At 69.1% G+C, this 17,939-nt stretch carries 13 protein-coding genes and 1 tRNA gene; 9 read left to right on the forward strand and 5 right to left on the reverse strand.

Features of this window, described 5'->3' with window-relative positions:
- Positions 1-196 precede the first annotated feature (196 nt).
- The gene (locus tag E6C64_RS16255; protein WP_233255726.1) at positions 197-1,243 is read right to left on the reverse strand and encodes an NAD-dependent epimerase/dehydratase family protein; all 1,047 of its coding nucleotides are present in this window, start codon (positions 1,241-1,243) and stop codon (positions 197-199) included.
- Positions 1,244-1,473: 230 nt separating this feature from the next.
- Here E6C64_RS16255 and E6C64_RS16260 point away from each other — a divergent pair, with 230 nt between their 5' ends.
- Positions 1,474-3,288 carry an ABC-F family ATP-binding cassette domain-containing protein gene (locus tag E6C64_RS16260; RefSeq protein WP_136428753.1) on the forward strand — a complete coding sequence of 605 codons (1,815 nt, stop codon included), beginning with the start codon at positions 1,474-1,476 and terminating at the stop codon, positions 3,286-3,288.
- A gap of 68 nt (positions 3,289-3,356) precedes the next feature.
- Here the strand turns inward: E6C64_RS16260 and E6C64_RS16265 are convergent, their stop codons facing one another.
- Positions 3,357-3,854, reverse strand: a complete 498-nt coding sequence (locus E6C64_RS16265; protein ID WP_136428754.1) for a MarR family winged helix-turn-helix transcriptional regulator — start codon at positions 3,852-3,854, stop codon at positions 3,357-3,359.
- Between the two features lie 221 nt (positions 3,855-4,075).
- On the opposite strand from E6C64_RS16265, the gene E6C64_RS19145 reads away from it, so the two are divergent.
- Complete coding sequence (locus tag E6C64_RS19145) at positions 4,076-6,364, forward strand: hypothetical protein (protein ID WP_158437906.1); 2,289 nt, start codon at positions 4,076-4,078, stop codon at positions 6,362-6,364.
- A 16-nt stretch (positions 6,365-6,380) separates the two neighbouring features.
- On the opposite strand, the gene E6C64_RS16275 is transcribed toward E6C64_RS19145, so the two are convergent.
- Entirely contained in the window at positions 6,381-6,587 is a 207-nt protein-coding gene (locus tag E6C64_RS16275) for a hypothetical protein (RefSeq protein ID WP_136428755.1), read from the reverse strand.
- 309 nt (positions 6,588-6,896) lie between these two features.
- Here E6C64_RS16275 and E6C64_RS16280 point away from each other — a divergent pair.
- From E6C64_RS16280 to E6C64_RS16290, 3 genes are all read left to right on the forward strand, one after another.
- Positions 6,897-6,968 (forward strand) — tRNA-Gln (locus E6C64_RS16280).
- 105 nt (positions 6,969-7,073) lie between these two features.
- Positions 7,074-8,501, forward strand: coding sequence for a bifunctional UDP-N-acetylglucosamine diphosphorylase/glucosamine-1-phosphate N-acetyltransferase GlmU (gene glmU / locus E6C64_RS16285; protein ID WP_136428756.1), 1,428 nt, complete (start codon positions 7,074-7,076; stop codon positions 8,499-8,501).
- Positions 8,498-9,490, forward strand: coding sequence for a ribose-phosphate diphosphokinase (locus E6C64_RS16290; protein WP_269846388.1), 993 nt, complete (start codon positions 8,498-8,500; stop codon positions 9,488-9,490). The genes glmU and E6C64_RS16290 overlap by 4 nt, the downstream gene beginning before the upstream one ends.
- A gap of 164 nt (positions 9,491-9,654) precedes the next feature.
- On the opposite strand, the gene E6C64_RS16295 is transcribed toward E6C64_RS16290, so the two are convergent.
- Positions 9,655-10,014, reverse strand: coding sequence for a hypothetical protein (locus E6C64_RS16295; protein ID WP_136428757.1), 360 nt, complete (start codon positions 10,012-10,014; stop codon positions 9,655-9,657).
- Between the two features lie 111 nt (positions 10,015-10,125).
- Complete coding sequence (gene gnd / locus E6C64_RS16300) at positions 10,126-11,580, reverse strand: NADP-dependent phosphogluconate dehydrogenase (protein ID WP_136428758.1); 1,455 nt, start codon at positions 11,578-11,580, stop codon at positions 10,126-10,128.
- Between the two features lie 112 nt (positions 11,581-11,692).
- On the opposite strand from gnd, the gene E6C64_RS16305 reads away from it, so the two are divergent.
- From E6C64_RS16305 to mfd, 4 genes are all read left to right on the forward strand, one after another.
- Positions 11,693-12,208, forward strand: a complete 516-nt coding sequence (locus E6C64_RS16305) for a gluconokinase (RefSeq protein ID WP_332908236.1) — start codon at positions 11,693-11,695, stop codon at positions 12,206-12,208.
- 304 nt (positions 12,209-12,512) lie between these two features.
- Complete coding sequence (locus E6C64_RS16310; protein WP_136428759.1) at positions 12,513-13,112, forward strand: 50S ribosomal protein L25/general stress protein Ctc; 600 nt, start codon at positions 12,513-12,515, stop codon at positions 13,110-13,112.
- 99 nt (positions 13,113-13,211) lie between these two features.
- The gene (pth, locus tag E6C64_RS16315) at positions 13,212-13,796 is read left to right on the forward strand and encodes an aminoacyl-tRNA hydrolase (protein WP_136428760.1); all 585 of its coding nucleotides are present in this window, start codon (positions 13,212-13,214) and stop codon (positions 13,794-13,796) included.
- A gap of 548 nt (positions 13,797-14,344) precedes the next feature.
- The gene (gene mfd, locus E6C64_RS16320; RefSeq protein WP_438941872.1) at positions 14,345-17,932 is read left to right on the forward strand and encodes a transcription-repair coupling factor; all 3,588 of its coding nucleotides are present in this window, start codon (positions 14,345-14,347) and stop codon (positions 17,930-17,932) included.
- Positions 17,933-17,939: the final 7 nt, after the last annotated feature.

Below are 17,939 nucleotides of genomic sequence, written 5' to 3' on the forward strand. Positions count from 1 at the left end.
TGGCGATCCAGCCAAGCCTGGATCAACGAAAAGGGGATCCGCCACACGGCGGATCCCCTTTCTCGTATGCCCCAACTCATTTCCCGCACTGACTGCGAATGCAGGAGATGTGAAGAATCCGGGCCGGAAACGGCGCATTCTTCGCCAATAGCCGATCGCCCCCGAATACTGCATTCACGCAGACCGACCATCGGCCTCAGCGCACGGCGGCGCGCAGGGGAGCGGTGGCGAATTCGCGCATGCCGTCCTCGAAGTCCACTGATGCGCGCCAGCCGAGCTCTGCGTGGATCCGCGCCGAGGACGCGGTGATGTGCCGGACGTCGCCGAGCCGGTACTGACCGGTCGTCACGGGGGCCGCGCCACCGGTATAGCGGCTCAGCCGGTCGGCCAGATCGCCCACCGTGTGCACGACGCCGCTGCCGACGTTGAAGGCGCGGAAGCTGCGCGGATGATCCGCCGTCCAGTCGATCGCGGCGAGGTTCGCCCCGGCGACATCGCGCACATGCACGAAATCGCGACGCTGACCGCCGTCCTCGTAGACCCGCGGCGCCTCGCCCCGCTCCAGTGCGGATCGGAAGAGCGACGCGACCCCGGCGTACGGGGTGTTCTGCGGCATTCCCGGTCCATAGACGTTGTGATAGCGCAGCGCGGCCGCCGACCCACCGGTCGCGATGGTCCACGCGGAGGCCAGGTTCTCCTGGGCGAGCTTGGTGACGGCGTAGACGTTGCGCGGGTCGAGATCCGCGTCCTCGTGCACGAGGAGGGGCTCGAGGGACAGTCCAGTGGTCGGATCGACGGGCTCGAAGGCACCGGCCTCGAGATCTTCGACCCGACGGGGCGGTGGCTGGATCGCGCCGCCCGCTCCCCGGTAGCGGCCCTCTCCGTAGACGACCATGGACGACGCCATCACCAGCCGCGCGACGGACAGCTCCGTCATGGCGGCGAGGACCACAGAGGTGCCCAGCACGTTGCTCGCCACGTAATCGGGAGCGTCAGCGAAGTCCACGCCGAGGCCCACCTTGGCCGCTTGATGGCAGACCACATCGACACCGACCAGCGCACTGCGGACGTCATCGAGCGACGTGACGTCGCCGCGCACGAGTTCCACTCCCTCGGGGAGGGGCTGCTCATCGCCGTGGACATCCCGACGGAGCGAGTCGAGGACGCGCACCGCCCAGCCCCGCCCGAGCGCCGCGTCGACCACGGCCCGGCCGATGAAGCCCGCTCCACCGGTGACGAGCACCGTGCCGGCGGACTCTGTGCGTGTGGATCCCGTGCCAGCCGGTTCTGTCTCAGCGGAGTCGGTGCCTGTGTATTCGATGCTGCCTGACACGCGGATGCCCTCCCAGAGCGGAAACTGCCTGCGTCGATGCGGCGCCAACAGTCTTCCACGACGCCCGCAGCCCATGGATTCGCGCCTCCCCGAAGTCGGCCCCGGACCTCGCGCCCATCTGCGGGCAGTAGCGTTTCGGGGTGGCTCACCTATTGGGAGCCGAGCGCCTGACGCTCGAGTACCCCACCCGCATCGTCCTCGAAGACATCACCATCGGCATCGACGAAGGGGACCGGATCGGCATCGTCGGCCGCAACGGCGACGGCAAGTCCTCGCTGATGGGCATGCTCGCCGGCAGCATCGAGCCGAACTCCGGACGCGTCACCCGGCGAAGCGGAGTGAGCATCGGAGTGCTCGCGCAGCGCGACGACTTCGGCGATCACCGCACCCTGGCCCAGGCGATCGTCGGCGACACCCCCGAGTACGAGTGGGCGAGCGACGGACGGATCCGCGACGTCATCGCCGGCCTCGTCTCGGACCTCGACTGGAACGCCGAGCTCGACTCCCTCAGCGGCGGGCAGCGCCGCAGGGCCTCACTCGCCGCGCTGCTCGTGGGGGACTGGGACGTCCTCATGCTCGACGAGCCCACCAACCACCTCGACGTCGAAGGCGTCGCCTGGCTCGCCGACCATCTGAAGCGCCGCTGGACCCCGGGCAACGGTGCGTTCATCGTCGTGACCCACGATCGATGGTTCCTCGACGAGGTCTGCCTCGACACCTGGGAGGTGCACGATCGCACGGTCGAGGAGTTCGAAGGCGGCTACGCGGCCTACGTGCTCCAGCGGGTCGAGCGCGACCGGATGGCGGCAACGAGCGAAGCGAAGCGGCAGAACCTGATGAAGAAGGAGCTCGCCTGGCTCCGCCGTGGTGCACCGGCTCGCACCGCGAAGCCCAAGTTCCGCATCGAGGCGGCCACCCAGCTGATCGAGGACGTTCCCCCCGTCCGCGACCCGATCGGCCTCGCCCGGCTCGCCACCGCACGACTCGGCAAGGACGTCGTCGATCTCGAGAACGCGTCGTTCAGCTACGGCGGCCCGACCGGCGAGAACACCCTGACCGACATCGAATGGCGGATCGCCCCCGGCGAGCGCACCGGCATCCTGGGAGCCAACGGCGTCGGCAAATCCACCCTGCTCGGCCTGATCACCGGAGTCCTGGAGCCCACCTCCGGTCGGGTCAAGCGCGGCACGACAGTGCGCATCTCGACCCTCACTCAGCAGCTCGACGATCTCGACGCCGTCGCCGGAGAGCGGGTCAGCACGGTCGTCGGCCGGCTGCGGACCGAATACACGACCGGCACGGGATCGAACGCGGTGCAGATGTCACCCGGGCAGCTGCTCGAGCGCCTCGGCTTCACCACGGCACAGCTGTCGACGGCGATCAAGGACCTGTCAGGAGGTCAGCGGCGACGACTGCAGCTGCTGCTGATCCTGCTCGAGGAGCCCAACGTCCTGATCCTCGACGAGCCGACCAACGACCTCGACACCGACATGCTCGCGGCCATGGAGGACCTCCTCGACACCTGGCCGGGCACCCTGCTGGTGGTCTCGCACGATCGATATCTCATGGAGCGGGTCACCGATCAGCAGTACGCGGTGATGGACGGCAAGCTCCGTCACCTGCCCCGCGGTGTCGACCAGTACCTCGAGCTCCGCAAGGCCCAGGACGGCGCCGGCTCCGCGCCGAGCGTCGGAGAGCCGGGCCACGCGCGGTCCGACAAGCCGACCCAGACCGGCGCCGAGCGTCGGGCCGCGGAGAAGGAGGTCGGCTCCATCGAGCGCAAGCTGGTCAAGCTCCGCTCCGATCGGGTGGGGCTGCTCGACCGCTTCGCCACTCACGACCAGTCCGACTTCGCCGGCCTGGGTGCGATGCAGGCATCGCTGGCCGAGCTGGATGAGCGGGAGTCGACGCTCGAAGACCGCTGGCTCGAGCTCACCTCCGACCTCGAAGACTGAGGCCGTCGCCGTCCGTCGGTGTTCTCCGCTCGGCGGCTAGGGGCCGGATTGCGACGTGGGACGCGGACTCAGCCGCCGTCGAAGGCGCCGCTGAGCTTGCGCAGGAGCTTGGCCATCCGCTCCTGATCGCCCTGTCCGAGACCCTCGAGCAGCTCCGCCTCGGCCACGAGCAGGTGCTCGATGGCCGAATCCACGCGGATGAGGCCCTCGGGGGAGAGGTGGACGAGCACGCCGCGGCCGTCCTTCGGATCTCCGCGTCGCTCGACCAGGGTGCGATGGACGAGCCGATCGATCCTGTTCGTCATCGTGCCCGAGCTGACGAGCGTCTGCTGCACGAGGTTCGTCGGGCTGAGTTCGAACGGGTCGCCCGACCGGCGCAGGGCGGAGAGCACATCGAACTCCCATGACTCCAGCCCGGCGGTGGCGAAGGACGCCTTCCGTGCCCGTTCGAGGTGGCGTGCCAGCCGCTTCACGCGGGACAGGATCATCAGGGGAGTGAAGTCCAGGTCGGGCCGCACCTCGTGCCACGACGCGACGATGCGATCGACTTCATCGCGGTCGGTCATAGGCCCATTATCCGACGCGAGCGTCAACGGCTCGTGGGCCTTCACCGGCCACGCCGCGTCCGGTGCTCAGTTTCTGGTAGCACCCGTCGGTGTGGCGCCCTCAGTGGGGAGCGCGGAGTCCCCCCTTCTGCCGACACACTTGTACCCAGGTCCCCCTTAGCACGGACGCGTGGGGGACACGGCTACACCGCATCTCGGGGGAGAGAACAGCAGTGAGCACCATGAAGATCTCAGACCATGCCGATCGACCCGGCACAGCTCGGCACCGCGGCTCACGGCGCGGCGTCCCAGCTCACAGCGCCTTCGTGCGACGGACGGGCGCCGGCGCACTCGCCGTCTCGCTGCTCGCCGGCGCCGTTCTCGCCTTCGCGCCCCTGGCGCCCGCATCCGCCGCAGAGGTCGGATGGGAGACCGAGAGCTGCTTCAGCTCCCTCGCCGAGCAGCACACGGGCGACCTGACCGCTGCGAAGTACCGCGCGGAGTCCTGGCGCATCTACCTCGAGGCCGCCGAACGCGGAGCTCCCGTCGTCGCGCCCGCCGCACCTGACTCGCCGGCCGAGCTGAGCGACGAGGAGTATCAGCAGGCGCTCAAGCAGGCCTACGGATGGCTGGATGCCGGACAGGCCGAGAAGATCCAGAGCTTCGATGAGGCCGGGCGGACCGCGGCAGAGGACGATCTCGTCTTCGCCGTGACCTTCGGCGACGAGAAGGTCCGCGACCAGCTGCTCGCCCAGCAGATCGAGGAGCGCGCGGCATCGGTCGACGAGCTCCGCGCCAAGCAGGGATCGAGCACCCCGGAGGATGCCGCACGCCTCGAGAAGGCGCTCAGTCTGCTCCCGCCCGAGCAGCGCGAGGCCTACGACAAGCTGAAGGCCGAGGGTGCCGCCGAGCAGTTCGCCGCCGACGTGCTCTATGCCTTCGCGCAGCCGGATGAGGTCCGCACCGAACTCTTCGGCATGTCACCAGAGGCCCGGAGCCTCATCGTCGCCGACCTCGCCGCCATCCAGGCGGGTGTCGCCAAGCAGCCCGCGGATGCGGAGCAGGTCCTCGACATCTGCGTGATCGAGCTCGACAGCGCACGCCAGAACGACGGCCTCGACGCGGACAGCGGTTCCCGGCGCGCCGACGAGATCGTCGCGCGCTACGTCGTGGACGGGCAGATCATCGCCTCAGATGAGACCCAGAGCGGTGCCGTCTACACGGCTGCCAGCTGGGCAGTCCGCGCCTGCCTCGCCGCGTTCGACGACCTCGGCTACACGCCGAAGGAGGAATCGGACGACTTCGCGGCGCTCGACCTCACGGTGCTGAGCCTGTACCTGCGCCTCGAATGGAACGCGCTCGACGCGACCACCCCGGTAGCCGATCCGAAGGCTGCTGATCCAGCTGCTGAGGAGCCCGCTGCTGCTGAACCCGCAGCTGCGGAACCGCGCATGGAGACCGCGCAGAAGACCATGCTCACAACCCAGGAGCGCCGGGCGCGATTCGCCGCCATCCGGACCGAACCTGTCGCCGCCAGCACTGCGGCGAGCGCAGCGGACGCATCCGAGCCGACCACGACGGCTCAACCCACCAAGAGCACGGTGCCGGCTTCGGGCAGCGAGCCCACCACGACCGCGGCCGGAGAGTTCTCCGCGCTGATCCTTCGGGAGTCGACCTCCGCCGATCTCGACCGCATCTTCGCGACCAGCGATCGCGAATCGATGCTGAAGCGCATCCAGGTGGCAGCCGAGGGCTACGGCGCCGCCGACTCCAAGGTGGTCTCCCGCTACATCGAGTGCGTGAAGGCAGTAGAGGGCCCGCGTGCGGACGGCAAGTTCGCCGACTACGACGAGACCCACAAGTACGCCGTGGAGTTCCTGTCCGCGGGCTCGACCGACCCGGCGCCGACCACCGATCCCACGCCGACCACCGATCCCACGCCGCCCACGACGCCGACCGTTCCCGCGGATCCGGCACCGGCACCGGCCGACTCTGGGCCGACGACTCCGACGACTCCAGTCGATCCGGCCCCGGCTGACCCCGGGCCGACGACTCCGACGACTCCGACGACTCCGACCACTCCGGTGACGCCCAGCGTCCCGGCGGTGCCGACGACGGAACCGACGACCGAGGCAGCCGGCTCCACGCCGAACTCCAGCCCGGCCCAGGTCGTGCTCGCCGTGGACGCGCCCGCACCGACGTCAGACCAGGCTGCTCTTTCGAGCCCGCTCACCGGCGGCACGGAGCGGACCACCGGCGTCACGACGGCTGACGCAGCTTCGCAGGTCTCGGCCGCTCCGAAGATGCTCTCCACCGAGGACAAGCAGCTTCCGACCGAGGCGGTCAGCGCATCGGATTCGCTCGACGATGCGACCGTCGTCTACGCCGGCCCCGTCGCGATCAACGTGCCGCTGGTCGTCAACGCGATGTTCATGCTCTTCGTCCTGCTCGCGCTCTTCCTGGGCATGTCACGCGCCCTGGCCGCTCGTCGCCTCCGTCAGCAGTCACTGAAGGCACGCGACGCCGAGTGACGCGAGTCGACGCCCGTCAGGCGGTGCCGTTGTTGGCGACGAGGAAGCCGACGAGCAGCAGGATTCCGCCGATCACCAGGCCGGCCAGCACGTAGTGGACCGGGGGTCGTTCGTTGCCGAGCGGTGTCTTCTGGCGGCGCATCCCGCGCAGGTAGAGCACGTTGCCGATGCCCAGCACGACCACGCCGACGATCATGAAGTAGATCCCGAACTCGCCTGGCACCCCTCGACCCTACGGCGCGTGCGCCTTGTCGCTCGTCATGCCTCCGCCGCGCGCCGGGCGCACTCTACCCGTGCCGATCAGCGGATCCGAGGTCTCGGGCACGCCATCCGTCGCCGATCCCGCCGTCGAGTCCGCGATTCGATCCGCCTCCTCCGCTGATCGGCTGGCCCGTTCTCGGCTCGCTCGCGAGGTCACGCCGACGCGAACCGCCGACCGGCCCACTGACCCGGAGAACTCGAGCGGACAACGCAGGCGGATCGCGGGTGGCAGACTTGTCGGGTTCGTTCCGCCACCGCGCCGAGCGACCGATCCGCCTTGGTGTAACGGCAGCACGACAGCCTTTGGAGCTGTTAGGACTAGGTTCGAATCCTGGAGGCGGAGCTCATCGCATCTGGTCCGCGGACCGATCCGGTGCGGCGTCTCCCGGGCCTGAAGGGCTCGACGAAGGAGCCGGACCAAGGCCCGCAGCACACCCGAAGGAGCTCTGTGACCGACGCGCGCCTCGCCATCGTGATCCTCGCCGCCGGACAGGGAACGCGGATGAGATCCGCCACTCCCAAGCTCCTGCACTCGCTCGCCGGCATCCCCATCGTCGGGCATGTCCTCGCCACCGCCGAGGCGCTGGGGGCCGCGTATACGATCGCCGTCGTCCGGCATGAGCGCGATCGGGTGGTCGCCGTCGTGGACGCAGCGCTGCCCGGCGCGACCGTGGTGGACCAGGACGACCTGCCGGGCACCGGGCGCGCGGTCGAGCAGGCCGTCGGCGCACTTCCGGCCGACTTCGACGGCGATGTGCTCGTCCTCAACGGCGACGTCCCGCTGCTGGATGCGCAGACGCTGACCGGATTCCTCGCGGCGCACCGTGCCGGCGCATCCGCCGCCTCGCTGCTCACCATGACCCCCGACGACACCACCGGATACGGCCGGATCGTCCGCAGATCCGACGGCTCCGTCGATCGGATCGTCGAGCAGAAGGACGCCGACCCCGACGAGCTCGCGCTCACCGAGGTGAACGCGGGGATCTACCTGTTCGGCGTCGCCGCGCTTCGCGACCACCTCGCCGGACTCAGCATCGACAACGCTCAAGGCGAGAAGTACCTCACCGACATGGTCGCCGCGCTGCGCGCCGCCGGATCCGATGTCGTCGGGGTCCCGGTCTCCGAGCCGTGGCTCGTCGCGGGGATCAACGATCGGGCGCAGCTCTCGGAGGCCGCCGCGCGGCTCAACGCGATGATCGTGCGGGGCTGGCAGCTCGCCGGCGTCACCGTCCAGGATCCGGCGACCACCTGGATCGACCTCGCCGTGACGCTCGCCCCCGACGTCGAGATCCTCCCCGGCACCCAGCTCAAGGGGGCGACGAAGGTCGAGACCGGCGCTGTCATCGGCCCCGACACGACTCTCGTCGACTGCGAGATCGGCGAGCGGGCGGTCGTCAAGCGGACGGATGGGACCCTCGCCGTCATCGGCGCGGATGCCTCCGTCGGCCCCTTCGCCTACCTCCGTCCCGGCACCATCCTCGGAGTGCACGGCAAGATCGGCACCTTCGTCGAGACCAAGAACTCCACGATCGGCGACGGCTCCAAGGTGCCTCACCTGTCGTACATCGGCGACACCACCGTCGGCACCGGATCCAACGTCGGAGCCGGCACCATCACGGCCAACTACGACGGGGTGAACAAGCACAAGACGGTGGTCGGATCTCACGTCCGATCGGGCTCGCACAACGTCTTCGTGGCCCCGGTTAGGATTGGCGACGGAGCCTATACGGCGGCGGGGACAGTGGTGCGCAAGGATGTGCCGCCAGGCTCGTTGGCCCTCAGCGTGGCCCCGCAACGCAACATCGAAGGCTGGGTGGCCGCCAACAGGGCGGGCACCGATGCTGCCCGAGCGGCAGCGGAGAGCGGGAACAGTTGAGCGAGTCCGTGCCGCACGGGATCAAGATCGCCGGTGAGAAGCGCCTCGTCATCGTCAGCGGTCGTGCCCACCCCGAGCTGGCCGCGAGCATCGCCGCCGAACTCGACACCGAGGTCGTGCCGACCGACGCGCGCACCTTCGCCAACGGCGAGCTGTACGCCCGCTACGACGAGAGCGTCCGCGGCTGCGACGCCTTCGTCATCCAGTCGCACACCGCGCCGATCAACCAGTGGCTCATGGAGCAGCTGATCATGGTCGACGCCCTCAAGCGCGCCTCCGCCAAGCGGATCACCGTCGTCTCGCCGTTCTATCCGTATGGCCGACAGGACAAGAAGAACCGTGGACGCGAGCCGATCTCGGCCCGCCTGGTCGCCGACCTCTACGCCGCCGCCGGCGCGAACCGGATCATGTCCGTCGACCTGCACGCAGCGCAGATCCAGGGCTTCTTCGACGGTCCCGTCGACCACCTCTTCGCCATGCCGGTGCTGCTCGAGCACATCCAGAACACCGTCGACACCTCGAATCTGACCGTGGTGTCGCCCGACATGGGCCGCGTGCGGGTGGCCGACATCTGGAGCGACAAGCTCGGCGTCCCGCTCGCCATCATCCACAAGCGTCGCGACCCGCGGGTGCCGAACCAGGTCTCGGTGCACGAGATCGTCGGCGACGTGCGGGGGCGGGTCTGCCTGCTGGTCGATGACCTGATCGACACCGGACGCACCATCGCAGCGGGCGCCGCCGCACTGAAGGCGAACGGCGCTGTCGGCGTCATCGTCGCAGCGACACATGCGGTGTTCTCGGACCCGGCGTCGACCCTGCTGGCCAACCCCGACATCGACTCGGTGATCGTGACCGACACGCTTCCGCTCAACGAGTCGCAGAGATTCGAGAGGCTGACGGTGCTGCCGATCGCCCCGCTGATCGCCCGCGCGATCCACGAGGTCTTCGATGACGGCTCCGTGACGTCGATGTTCGACGGCGCAGCCTGACCCGTCCGCCTGTTTCGCCTCCTCGTGGGGCGCGCTCGGCCACCTTTGGTACGGGCTCGGCCACCTTTGGGCCGCTTCGGCCACCTTTCGAAAGGTGGCCGAAGGTACCGAAGGGTGGCCGTCGCGCCGAAGGGTGGCCGTCGCGTGCCCGCCCGGGACGCGGGTCAGGCCGCGCGGGCGGGGTGGATCTCGCGGTAGGTCGGGATCATTCCGAGCGACGCGACGTGCTTCTCGCCGCCGAAGCCCTCGGAGTAGCACTCCCAGCCGATGACGCCCGGGCCGAAGAACTCCCAGCGCGCGACGGATGAGGTGCCCTCGCCGACGTAGTAGGTGACCATGTTGGCGCAGAGGGCGTTGGCCGTGCGCGTGCCGACCGACACCGTGGTGACGACGCCCGGCAGCACGAGACCCGCGACACCCAGGACGACGACGACCTGCGCCGCTCGGCGCATCCGACGTCCGCGCAGGGGAGTGCCGTCGCCCGGCTGGTAGCCGGCGAGCTCGGGTTCATCCGGCATGCTCACCAGGACATCCTCTTCCGAAATCAGGAAGCCTCACCGTAACCCAGGAATCCGAACGACGCTCCTCCCGGATACCCGGGTCTCGAGCATGGATTCCCGAGCCGAGGAGACGCCTCAGTGAGAGTCGGCGGCCTCGATCTCGGTGCGGTCGCCGCTCCAGAGGGTGTGGAAGGTGCCCTCCTTGTCGATCCGCTTGTAGGTGTGGGCGCCGAAGAAGTCGCGCTGTCCCTGGGTGAGCGCGGCGGGCAGCCGGTCGGCGCGAAGGCTGTCGTAGTAGGCCAGCGACGAGGAGAACACCGGTGCAGGGATGCCCGCGTGAGCGGCGTCGGCGACCACGTTGCGCCAGGAGTCTTGCGCCGTGGCGACCACGTCCGTGAAGAACGGCGCCGTGACGAGCGACACGAGCCCGGGGTTCTCGGCGTACGCCTCCGTGATCCGGTTGAGGAAGCGGGCGCGGATGATGCAGCCACCGCGCCAGATCTTCGCGATGTCGCCCTTCTTGATGTCCCAGCCGTACTGCTCGGCGCCGGCGACGATCGCGTCGAAGCCCTGCGAGTAGGCGATCACCTTCGAGGCGTAGAGCGCCTGCCGGACGCCCTCGATGAACGCGTCGACATCCTTCACCGGCGATGCGGTCGGGCCGGGAAGGTCCGCGGCTGCGGCACGCTGCGCGGGCTTGGACGAGACGGATCGAGCGAACACCGCCTCGGCGATCCCGGACACCGGGATGCCGAGGTCGAGGGAGGTCTGCACCGTCCAGACGCCTGTTCCCTTCGAGCCGGCCTGATCCACGATGACGTCGACGAGCGGCGTGCCGGTCGAGGCGTCGACCTGCCGGAGCACCTCGGCGGTGATCTCGATCAGGTAGCTCTCCAGCTCGCCCTTATTCCATTCGGCGAAGATGTCCGCGATCTCTGCCGGGGTCTTGCCGGTGCCGCGACGGATGAGGTCGTATGCCTCGCCGATCAGCTGCATGTCCGCGTACTCGATGCCGTTGTGGATCATCTTCACGAAGTGGCCGGCGCCGTCGGTGCCGACGTGCGTGACGCACGGCTCGCCCTCGGCGACCGCGGCGATGGACTTGAGGATCGGGCCGAGCGTCTCCCAGGCCTCGGCGGAGCCGCCGGGCATGATCGACGGGCCGAGCAGCGCGCCCTCCTCGCCTCCCGAGATCCCGGCTCCGACGAAGTTGATGCCCGTCTCGCGGACCGCCTTCTCGCGACGGATGGTGTCGGTGAACAGCGCGTTGCCACCGTCGACGATGATGTCGCCCGGCTCGAAGACGCCGGTCAGCGCGTCGATCACCGCATCGGTGCCCTTGCCGGCCTGGACCATGATGATCGCCGTGCGCGGCTTGGTCAGCGACGCGGCGAACTCCTCGTATGACTTCGCTGGAAGGAACTCGGCCTCGGGGTGCTCGTCGAGCACGGTCTGGGTCTTCTCGTACGAGCGGTTGAAGATGGCGACCGTGTTGCCTTCGCGACTGGCGAGATTGCGGGCGAGGTTGGATCCCATCACCGCCATCCCGACGACGCCGATGTTGGCCTGGGTCACGGTCTCAGCTGCCACGGTTCTTCTCCTGTCGAGGGCTACCCCTCAAAACTAGTGCGCGCGGTCGTTCCCCGACCGGCCGTCAATGGACATCGAGCGCCAGGGTCGGATGCTTCGCTACCCTCGGCACGTGCCTGCATCCGCCGTCGTCGTCATGGGTGCCAGCGGCAGCGGCAAGTCCACGATCGGCAGGCTGCTCGCCGATCGTCTGGCGTGCGACTTCGTCGATGCCGACGACCTGCATCCCGATGCCAACAAGGCGAAGATGCACGCGGGCATCCCGCTGACCGACGAGGACCGCTCGCCCTGGCTGCACCTGGTCGGCCGCGCCATCGCCACAGAGGTCGACGCCGGCAGAGAGGTGGTGGTGGCCTGCTCTGCACTCAAGCGCGCCTACCGCGACATCCTCAGGTCGGCTGCTCCCGGCGTCGAGTTCCTCTATCTGGACGGCAGTCGCGAGCTGCTCGCGCAGCGGCTCAGCGCACGATCTGGGCATTTCATGTCGCCCACTCTTCTCGACTCGCAGCTGGCGACCCTCGAGCCGCTGCAGTCGGATGAGCTCGGCATCGTCGTCGGGATCGCGGACAACCCCGCATCGATGGTGGACGCGGCCGTCGCTGCGCTGCAGACCTTCGACGAGGACTGACCCTCCCTGGGCGCCCGTTTGCCAGAGAGCAGGCGATAAGGGATCGGAGTGCGCGCGCCGCGGATGAGGTAGGCTCTCCGACTGAACTTCGGCGAGGGATGCACTGCATCCGTGATCGACGCGGTGGATGGCTACGGCGTCCTCGCGCTCGTGTGCTTCCGGAGCTGTCATGCGCCGGACGACGAGTCCACCGCCTCCAGCTCGGGAGCCACCGCTCACAGCGGTCGCGCTCTCGCCGACCACGACTAACCGCGCCACCCGGTGCGGACCAGATGCGGACCTGCGGGTCCGAGAGGAGTGCACCATGGCCGAGAAGATCGCTGCCGACATCCGACAGAAGTTCGGCAAGGGAGCGGCTCGCAAGCTTCGCGCCGCCGGCAAGATCCCCGCCGTTCTCTACGGCCACGGTGGAGACCCCCAGCACGTCGCGCTGCCCGCCCACGAGCTCGGCCTCATCGTCCGCAAGGCGAACGCCGTGCTCGAGCTGAACCTCGGCGGCAAGACGCAGCTCGCGCTGGTCAAGGACATCCAGAAGGACCCGGTGCGTCAGATCATCGAGCACCTCGACCTCATCTCCGTCCGCCTCGGCGAGAAGGTCCAGGTCGAGATCCCCGTGCACATCGAGGGCGAGCCGGCATCCGGCACCGTCATGATGCTCGAGACCACGACCCTGCTGCTCGAGGTCGAGGCCACCCACATCCCCGAGCGCGTCACGATCGACATCGAGGGCGCCGAGGACGGCACGCAGATCACCGCGGCCGACGTCAAGCTGCCCGAGGGCGCATCGCTCGTCTCCGACCCCGAGCTGCTCATCGTGGCCGTCTCGATCCCGGCCGAGCAGGACCTGGGCGACTCGCTCAGCGCCGGCGACGCCGCGACCGGCCCCGCCGAGGCGGCGGAGTAGCCACCAGCGGATCGACGCCGGCCTCGGCCCAGCCCTCCTGCATCCGTGCCGGGAGGGCGGGTGCCGGGGCCGGCGTTCCCCGTTAGTGTGGTCCCTCCTATGGCAGATCCCTGGCTCGTCGTCGGTCTCGGCAACCCCGGTGCCCAGTACTCCGGCAATCGGCACAATGTCGGGCAGATGGTGCTCGCGTCGCTCGCGCACCGGATCGACGCCCGCTTCAAGACGCACAAGACCAACTCCGTCGTCGCAGAGGGTCGCAGCTATCCCGCTGGGCCGCGGCTGATCCTGGCGAAGCCGAATTCGTTCATGAACCTGTCGGGCGGCCCCGTCGCCCAGCTGCTCGCGTTCTACGACCTCGAGCCCGACCGGCTGATCGTCGTGCATGACGAGCTCGACATCCCCTTCGACACCATTCGCATCAAGAACCGCGGGGGAGCGGGCGGCCATAACGGCATCCGCGACATCATCGCGGCCACCGACACCGGCGACTTCACCAGGGTGCGGGTCGGCGTGGGGCGGCCGCCCGGTCGCAAGGCCGCAGCGGACTTCGTGCTGCAGGACTTCGCGGGTGCCGAGCGCGAGGTGCTCCCCAACCTGCTCGACGAGGCCGCCGACGCCATTCAGATGATCGCCGCCGAGGGCGTCGAAGCAGCCCAGCTGAAGTTCCACACCGCCGGGGAGTAGGCGCTGGAGAGCCGGTGGCTGGGCCGGCGATCTCCGGTGGCTGAGCCGGCGCGAAGCGCCGTGTCGGAGCCCGGCTGAGCGGGTACAGGTGTGTTGCGGGGTCTGCCGCGGCTTCAGAGCGCTGGGGATGGTGTGTGGACCCTCCGTTGGAAGCATCCGTCGCGTAATCGGGGTCGAGATGACGCAAACCGCCGCTTTGGGTGCCGGACAAGGGTGGTTTGGGTCAACTCGGCGTCGCGTTGCACCGGGACGCCGGTGAGTTGACCCGAATGGTGGGTTGCGGGGCCGCGCACCCGCCACTTGGGTCAACTCGCGGCTCGGACACCCACCACTTGCGTCAGGTCACGTCCAACTGGCCACCTCACCGACGTGCGACTGCCCGCCCGGCCCATTCACCCGCATCCCCAGCGCCTTGGAGTCCGGCAGACCCCGTGACGTGACGGACGGGGCGGGCTTCGACCCGTCGCTTCGCGCCGGATCAGCCACCGGGCTGAGCGACAGCGGTGTCGGACGGCTCGACTACCCTGGTATTCGTGAGTTTGCATGGGATGACGCGCGCCCTCCGACGGTCGTCGACCTTCGCCGACGCCCTCCGATCGTCCTCGCGAGACGCGGATTTCTCCCTCACCCCGGGCCTCCAGCCGGCACTGCTCGCCAGCCTGCTCGACGCCCGTCAGGAGGCGGGCAAGGCGCCCGTCCTGCTGGTCATCCTGCCGACCGGACGCGAGTCCGAGGCCATGCGCAATGCGCTGACCTGCCTGATCCCCGACGCTGAGATCCTCGACTTCCCGGCCTGGGAGACCCTCCCTCACGAGCGGCTGAGCCCCAGCGCCGAGACCGTCGGCCGCCGCATCCACGCGCTCCGTCGCCTGCGCGACTGGGAGGGCAGCCGCCCGCTGATCATCGCCGCCTCGGTCCGAGCCGCGCTGCATCCGCTCGCCGGCGACCTCACCGATCTGGCGCCCATCGAGCTGAAGATGGGCGGCCGCGGAGTGGGTCTCTCCGAGCTCGCCACCCGCCTGCCGCAGCTCGCCTACGCCCGCGTCGACATGGTGACCCGCCGCGGCGAGTTCGCCGTCCGCGGTGGCATCCTCGACGTCTTCCCGCCTACGGCAGAGCACCCCGTCCGGGTTGACTTCTTCGGCGATGAGGTGGACGGCATCCGCGGGTTCTCGGTGGCCGACCAGCGCTCGCTCGAGACCCCGCTCGACTCCGTGGAGCTGCCGCCGAGCCGCGAGCTCCTGCTCAGCGAGCCCGTCCGTCAGCGCGCCGCCGAGATGCTGCACGAGTTCCCGAGCCTCGCGGGCATGCTCGCCAAGATCGCCGAAGGCATCCCCGTCGAGGGCATGGAGTCGCTCACCCCTGCACTCGTCGACAAGCTCGTGCCGGTCGCGCACTACCTGCCTGAAGACTCGGCGATCGCCGTCGTCTCGCCCGAGCGGGTCGCCAGCCGCGCCGTCGACCTCGCCGAGACGAACCGCGAGTTCCTCGACGCAGCCTGGAGCGCCGCGACGGTCGGAGCAGCCGCGCCCATCGATCTCGCCGCCGGCGACTTCCTCACCGTGACCGAACTCCGTCACGCGGCCGGCAACCGCGCGTGGTGGACCCTCAGCTCCTTCGAGTCGGGCCCCGACTATCCCGAGGACAGCGAGCTCGACGATCAGGCGCGCATCGAGCGTGCGGCCGACGGCTATCAGCGCGTCCGGGGCGAATCCGTGCCGGCGAACCAGGGCAACGCGGAGGGAGCACTCGACCACGTCGCCCAGCTCCTCGCCGCCGGCTGGTCGGTCGCCGTGGTCTCTGCGGGAAAGGGACTGGTGGAGCGCAGCCGCGACGTGCTCGCCGATCGCGAGCTGGCCGGACGCCTCACCGACTCGTTCCCCGACGAGCCCGAGGCCGGCGTCGCCTACCTCGTGCAGGGCAGCATCGACACCGGATTCGAGCAGGCGGAGTCGCGGATCGCGCTGATCAGCGAGCGCGAGTTCTTCGGTCGCTCGTCGGGATACGACTCCCGCCAGGTCAAGAAGCTCGCCAGCCGGCGCAAGAACGTCGTCGATCCGCTGCAGCTCAAGGCCGGCGACTACGTCGTGCACCAGACGCACGGCATCGGTCGCTTCCTCGAGCTCGTGTCCCGCGAGGTCAGCACCGGCGGACGCAACAAGGTCAAGTCGAGCCGCGAGTTCCTGCTGATCGAGTACGCGCCGAGCAAGCGCGGCTACCCCGGCGACAAGCTCTACGTCCCGACCGACCAGCTCGACCTGCTGACCCGATACGTCGGCGGCGAGGCGCCTGCACTCAGCAAGATGGGCGGCAGCGACTGGGCCGCCGCGAAGGGCCGCGCCCGCAAGGCCGTGCGCGACATCGCCATCGAGCTCGTCAAGCTGTACTCCGCTCGGATGGCGTCGAAGGGGCACGCGTTCCCGCCGGACACCCCCTGGCAGCGCGAGCTCGAGGAGGCCTTCCCGTTCGCCGAGACCCCCGATCAGCTCACCACCATCGATCAGGTCAAGGCCGACATGGAGCGGCCGATCCCCATGGATCGCCTCATCTCCGGTGACGTCGGCTTCGGCAAGACCGAGATCGCGGTGCGCGCCGCCTTCAAGGCCGTGCAGGACGGCAAGCAGGTGGTCATGCTCGTGCCGACGACCCTGCTCGTCCGCCAGCACACCGAGACGTTCACCGAGCGCTTCGCCGGCTTCCCGATCCAGATCCGCTCGCTGAGCCGCTTCCAGTCACCCAAGGAGAGTCGCGAGACCATCAAGGGCCTGGCCGACGGCTCGGTCGACGTGGTCATCGGCACCCACCGCATCCTGTCCGAGAGCATCACCTTCAAGGACGTCGGGCTCGTCATCATCGACGAGGAGCAGCGGTTCGGCGTAGAGCACAAGGACGCCCTGAAGAAGCTCAAGACCAACGTCGACATCCTCGCGATGAGCGCGACCCCGATCCCGCGCACGCTCGAGATGGCGGTCACCGGCATCCGCGAGATGTCCACCCTGGCGACACCTCCCGAGGATCGGCATCCGATCCTCACCTTCGTCGGGCCCGACTCCGACAAGCAGATCACCGCCGCGATCCGGCGCGAGCTGCTCCGCGAGGGCCAGGTCTTCTTCGTGCACAACCGGGTCACGAGCATCAACCGGGTCGCCGCCCATCTCGCCGAGCTCGTGCCCGAGGCGCGCGTGGCGGTCGCGCACGGCCAGATGTCCGAGGCGGTGCTCGAGCAGGTGATCATCGACTTCTGGGAGCGCAAATTCGACGTGCTCGTCTCGACGACGATCATCGAGACCGGCCTCGACATCGCCAACGCGAACACGCTGATCATCGACCGCGCCGACAAGTACGGCCTCAGCCAGCTGCATCAGCTGCGCGGTCGTGTCGGCCGAGGTCGCGAGCGCGCCTACGCCTACTTCCTCTACGACGAGACGAAGCCGCTCTCCGAGACCGCGCATGACCGCCTCGCGACGATCGCCGCCAACAACGAGCTCGGCTCCGGCATGCAGATCGCGCTCAAGGACCTCGAGATCCGCGGCGCGGGAAACCTGCTGGGCGGCGAGCAGTCGGGTCACATCGCGGGAGTCGGCTTCGACCTCTACCTGCGGATGATCGGCGAGGCGGTCAGCGATTTCCGCGGCGATGTCGCCGAGGGGCAGACCGAGCTCCGGCTCGAGCTCCCGGTCGATGCGCGGATCCCCGAGTCGTTCGTGGACAGCGAGCGCCTGCGGCTCGAGGCCTACCAGAAGCTCTCGGCCGCCAGCTCGCCCACCGCGGCCGACGACGCGATCGACATGGTCCTCGAGGAGCTCACCGATCGCTACGGCGAGCCGCCGATCGAGGTTCAGGCCCTGCTCGCCGTATCTCGCCTGCGTCGGGTCGCCCAGAAGGCAGGCCTGTCCGAGGTCGTCGTCGTCGGACCGAATCTGCGGATCGCGCCCGCTGACCTGCCCGACTCGCGTCAGGTGCGCCTGCAGCGGATGTACCCGAAGGCGCGCATCCTGCAGCAGGCGAACACCGCGCTGGTTCCCCTGCCGGTGATCAACGGCGAGTTCCCGGGCGACGCCGATCTGATCAAGTGGGTCGGCGACCTGCTCGGATCGATCTTCGTGACCGAGCCGGCGAAGGCGTCCGCCCAGTAGACCTCCC

Source organism: Naasia lichenicola, from assembly GCF_004801885.1.
Lineage (GTDB): Bacteria > Actinomycetota > Actinomycetes > Actinomycetales > Microbacteriaceae > Naasia > Naasia lichenicola.

Coding starts and splice junctions, on each gene's coding strand:
- mfd (WP_438941872.1), top strand. CDS start 14,345: ATGACGCGCGCCCTCCGACGGTCGTCGACCTTCGCCGACGCCCTCCGA.
- pth (WP_136428760.1), top strand. CDS start 13,212: ATGGCAGATCCCTGGCTCGTCGTCGGTCTCGGCAACCCCGGTGCCCAG.
- E6C64_RS16265 (WP_136428754.1), bottom strand. CDS start 3,854: ATGACCGACCGCGATGAAGTCGATCGCATCGTCGCGTCGTGGCACGAG.
- E6C64_RS16310 (WP_136428759.1), top strand. CDS start 12,513: ATGGCCGAGAAGATCGCTGCCGACATCCGACAGAAGTTCGGCAAGGGA.
- E6C64_RS19145 (WP_158437906.1), top strand. CDS start 4,076: ATGAAGATCTCAGACCATGCCGATCGACCCGGCACAGCTCGGCACCGC.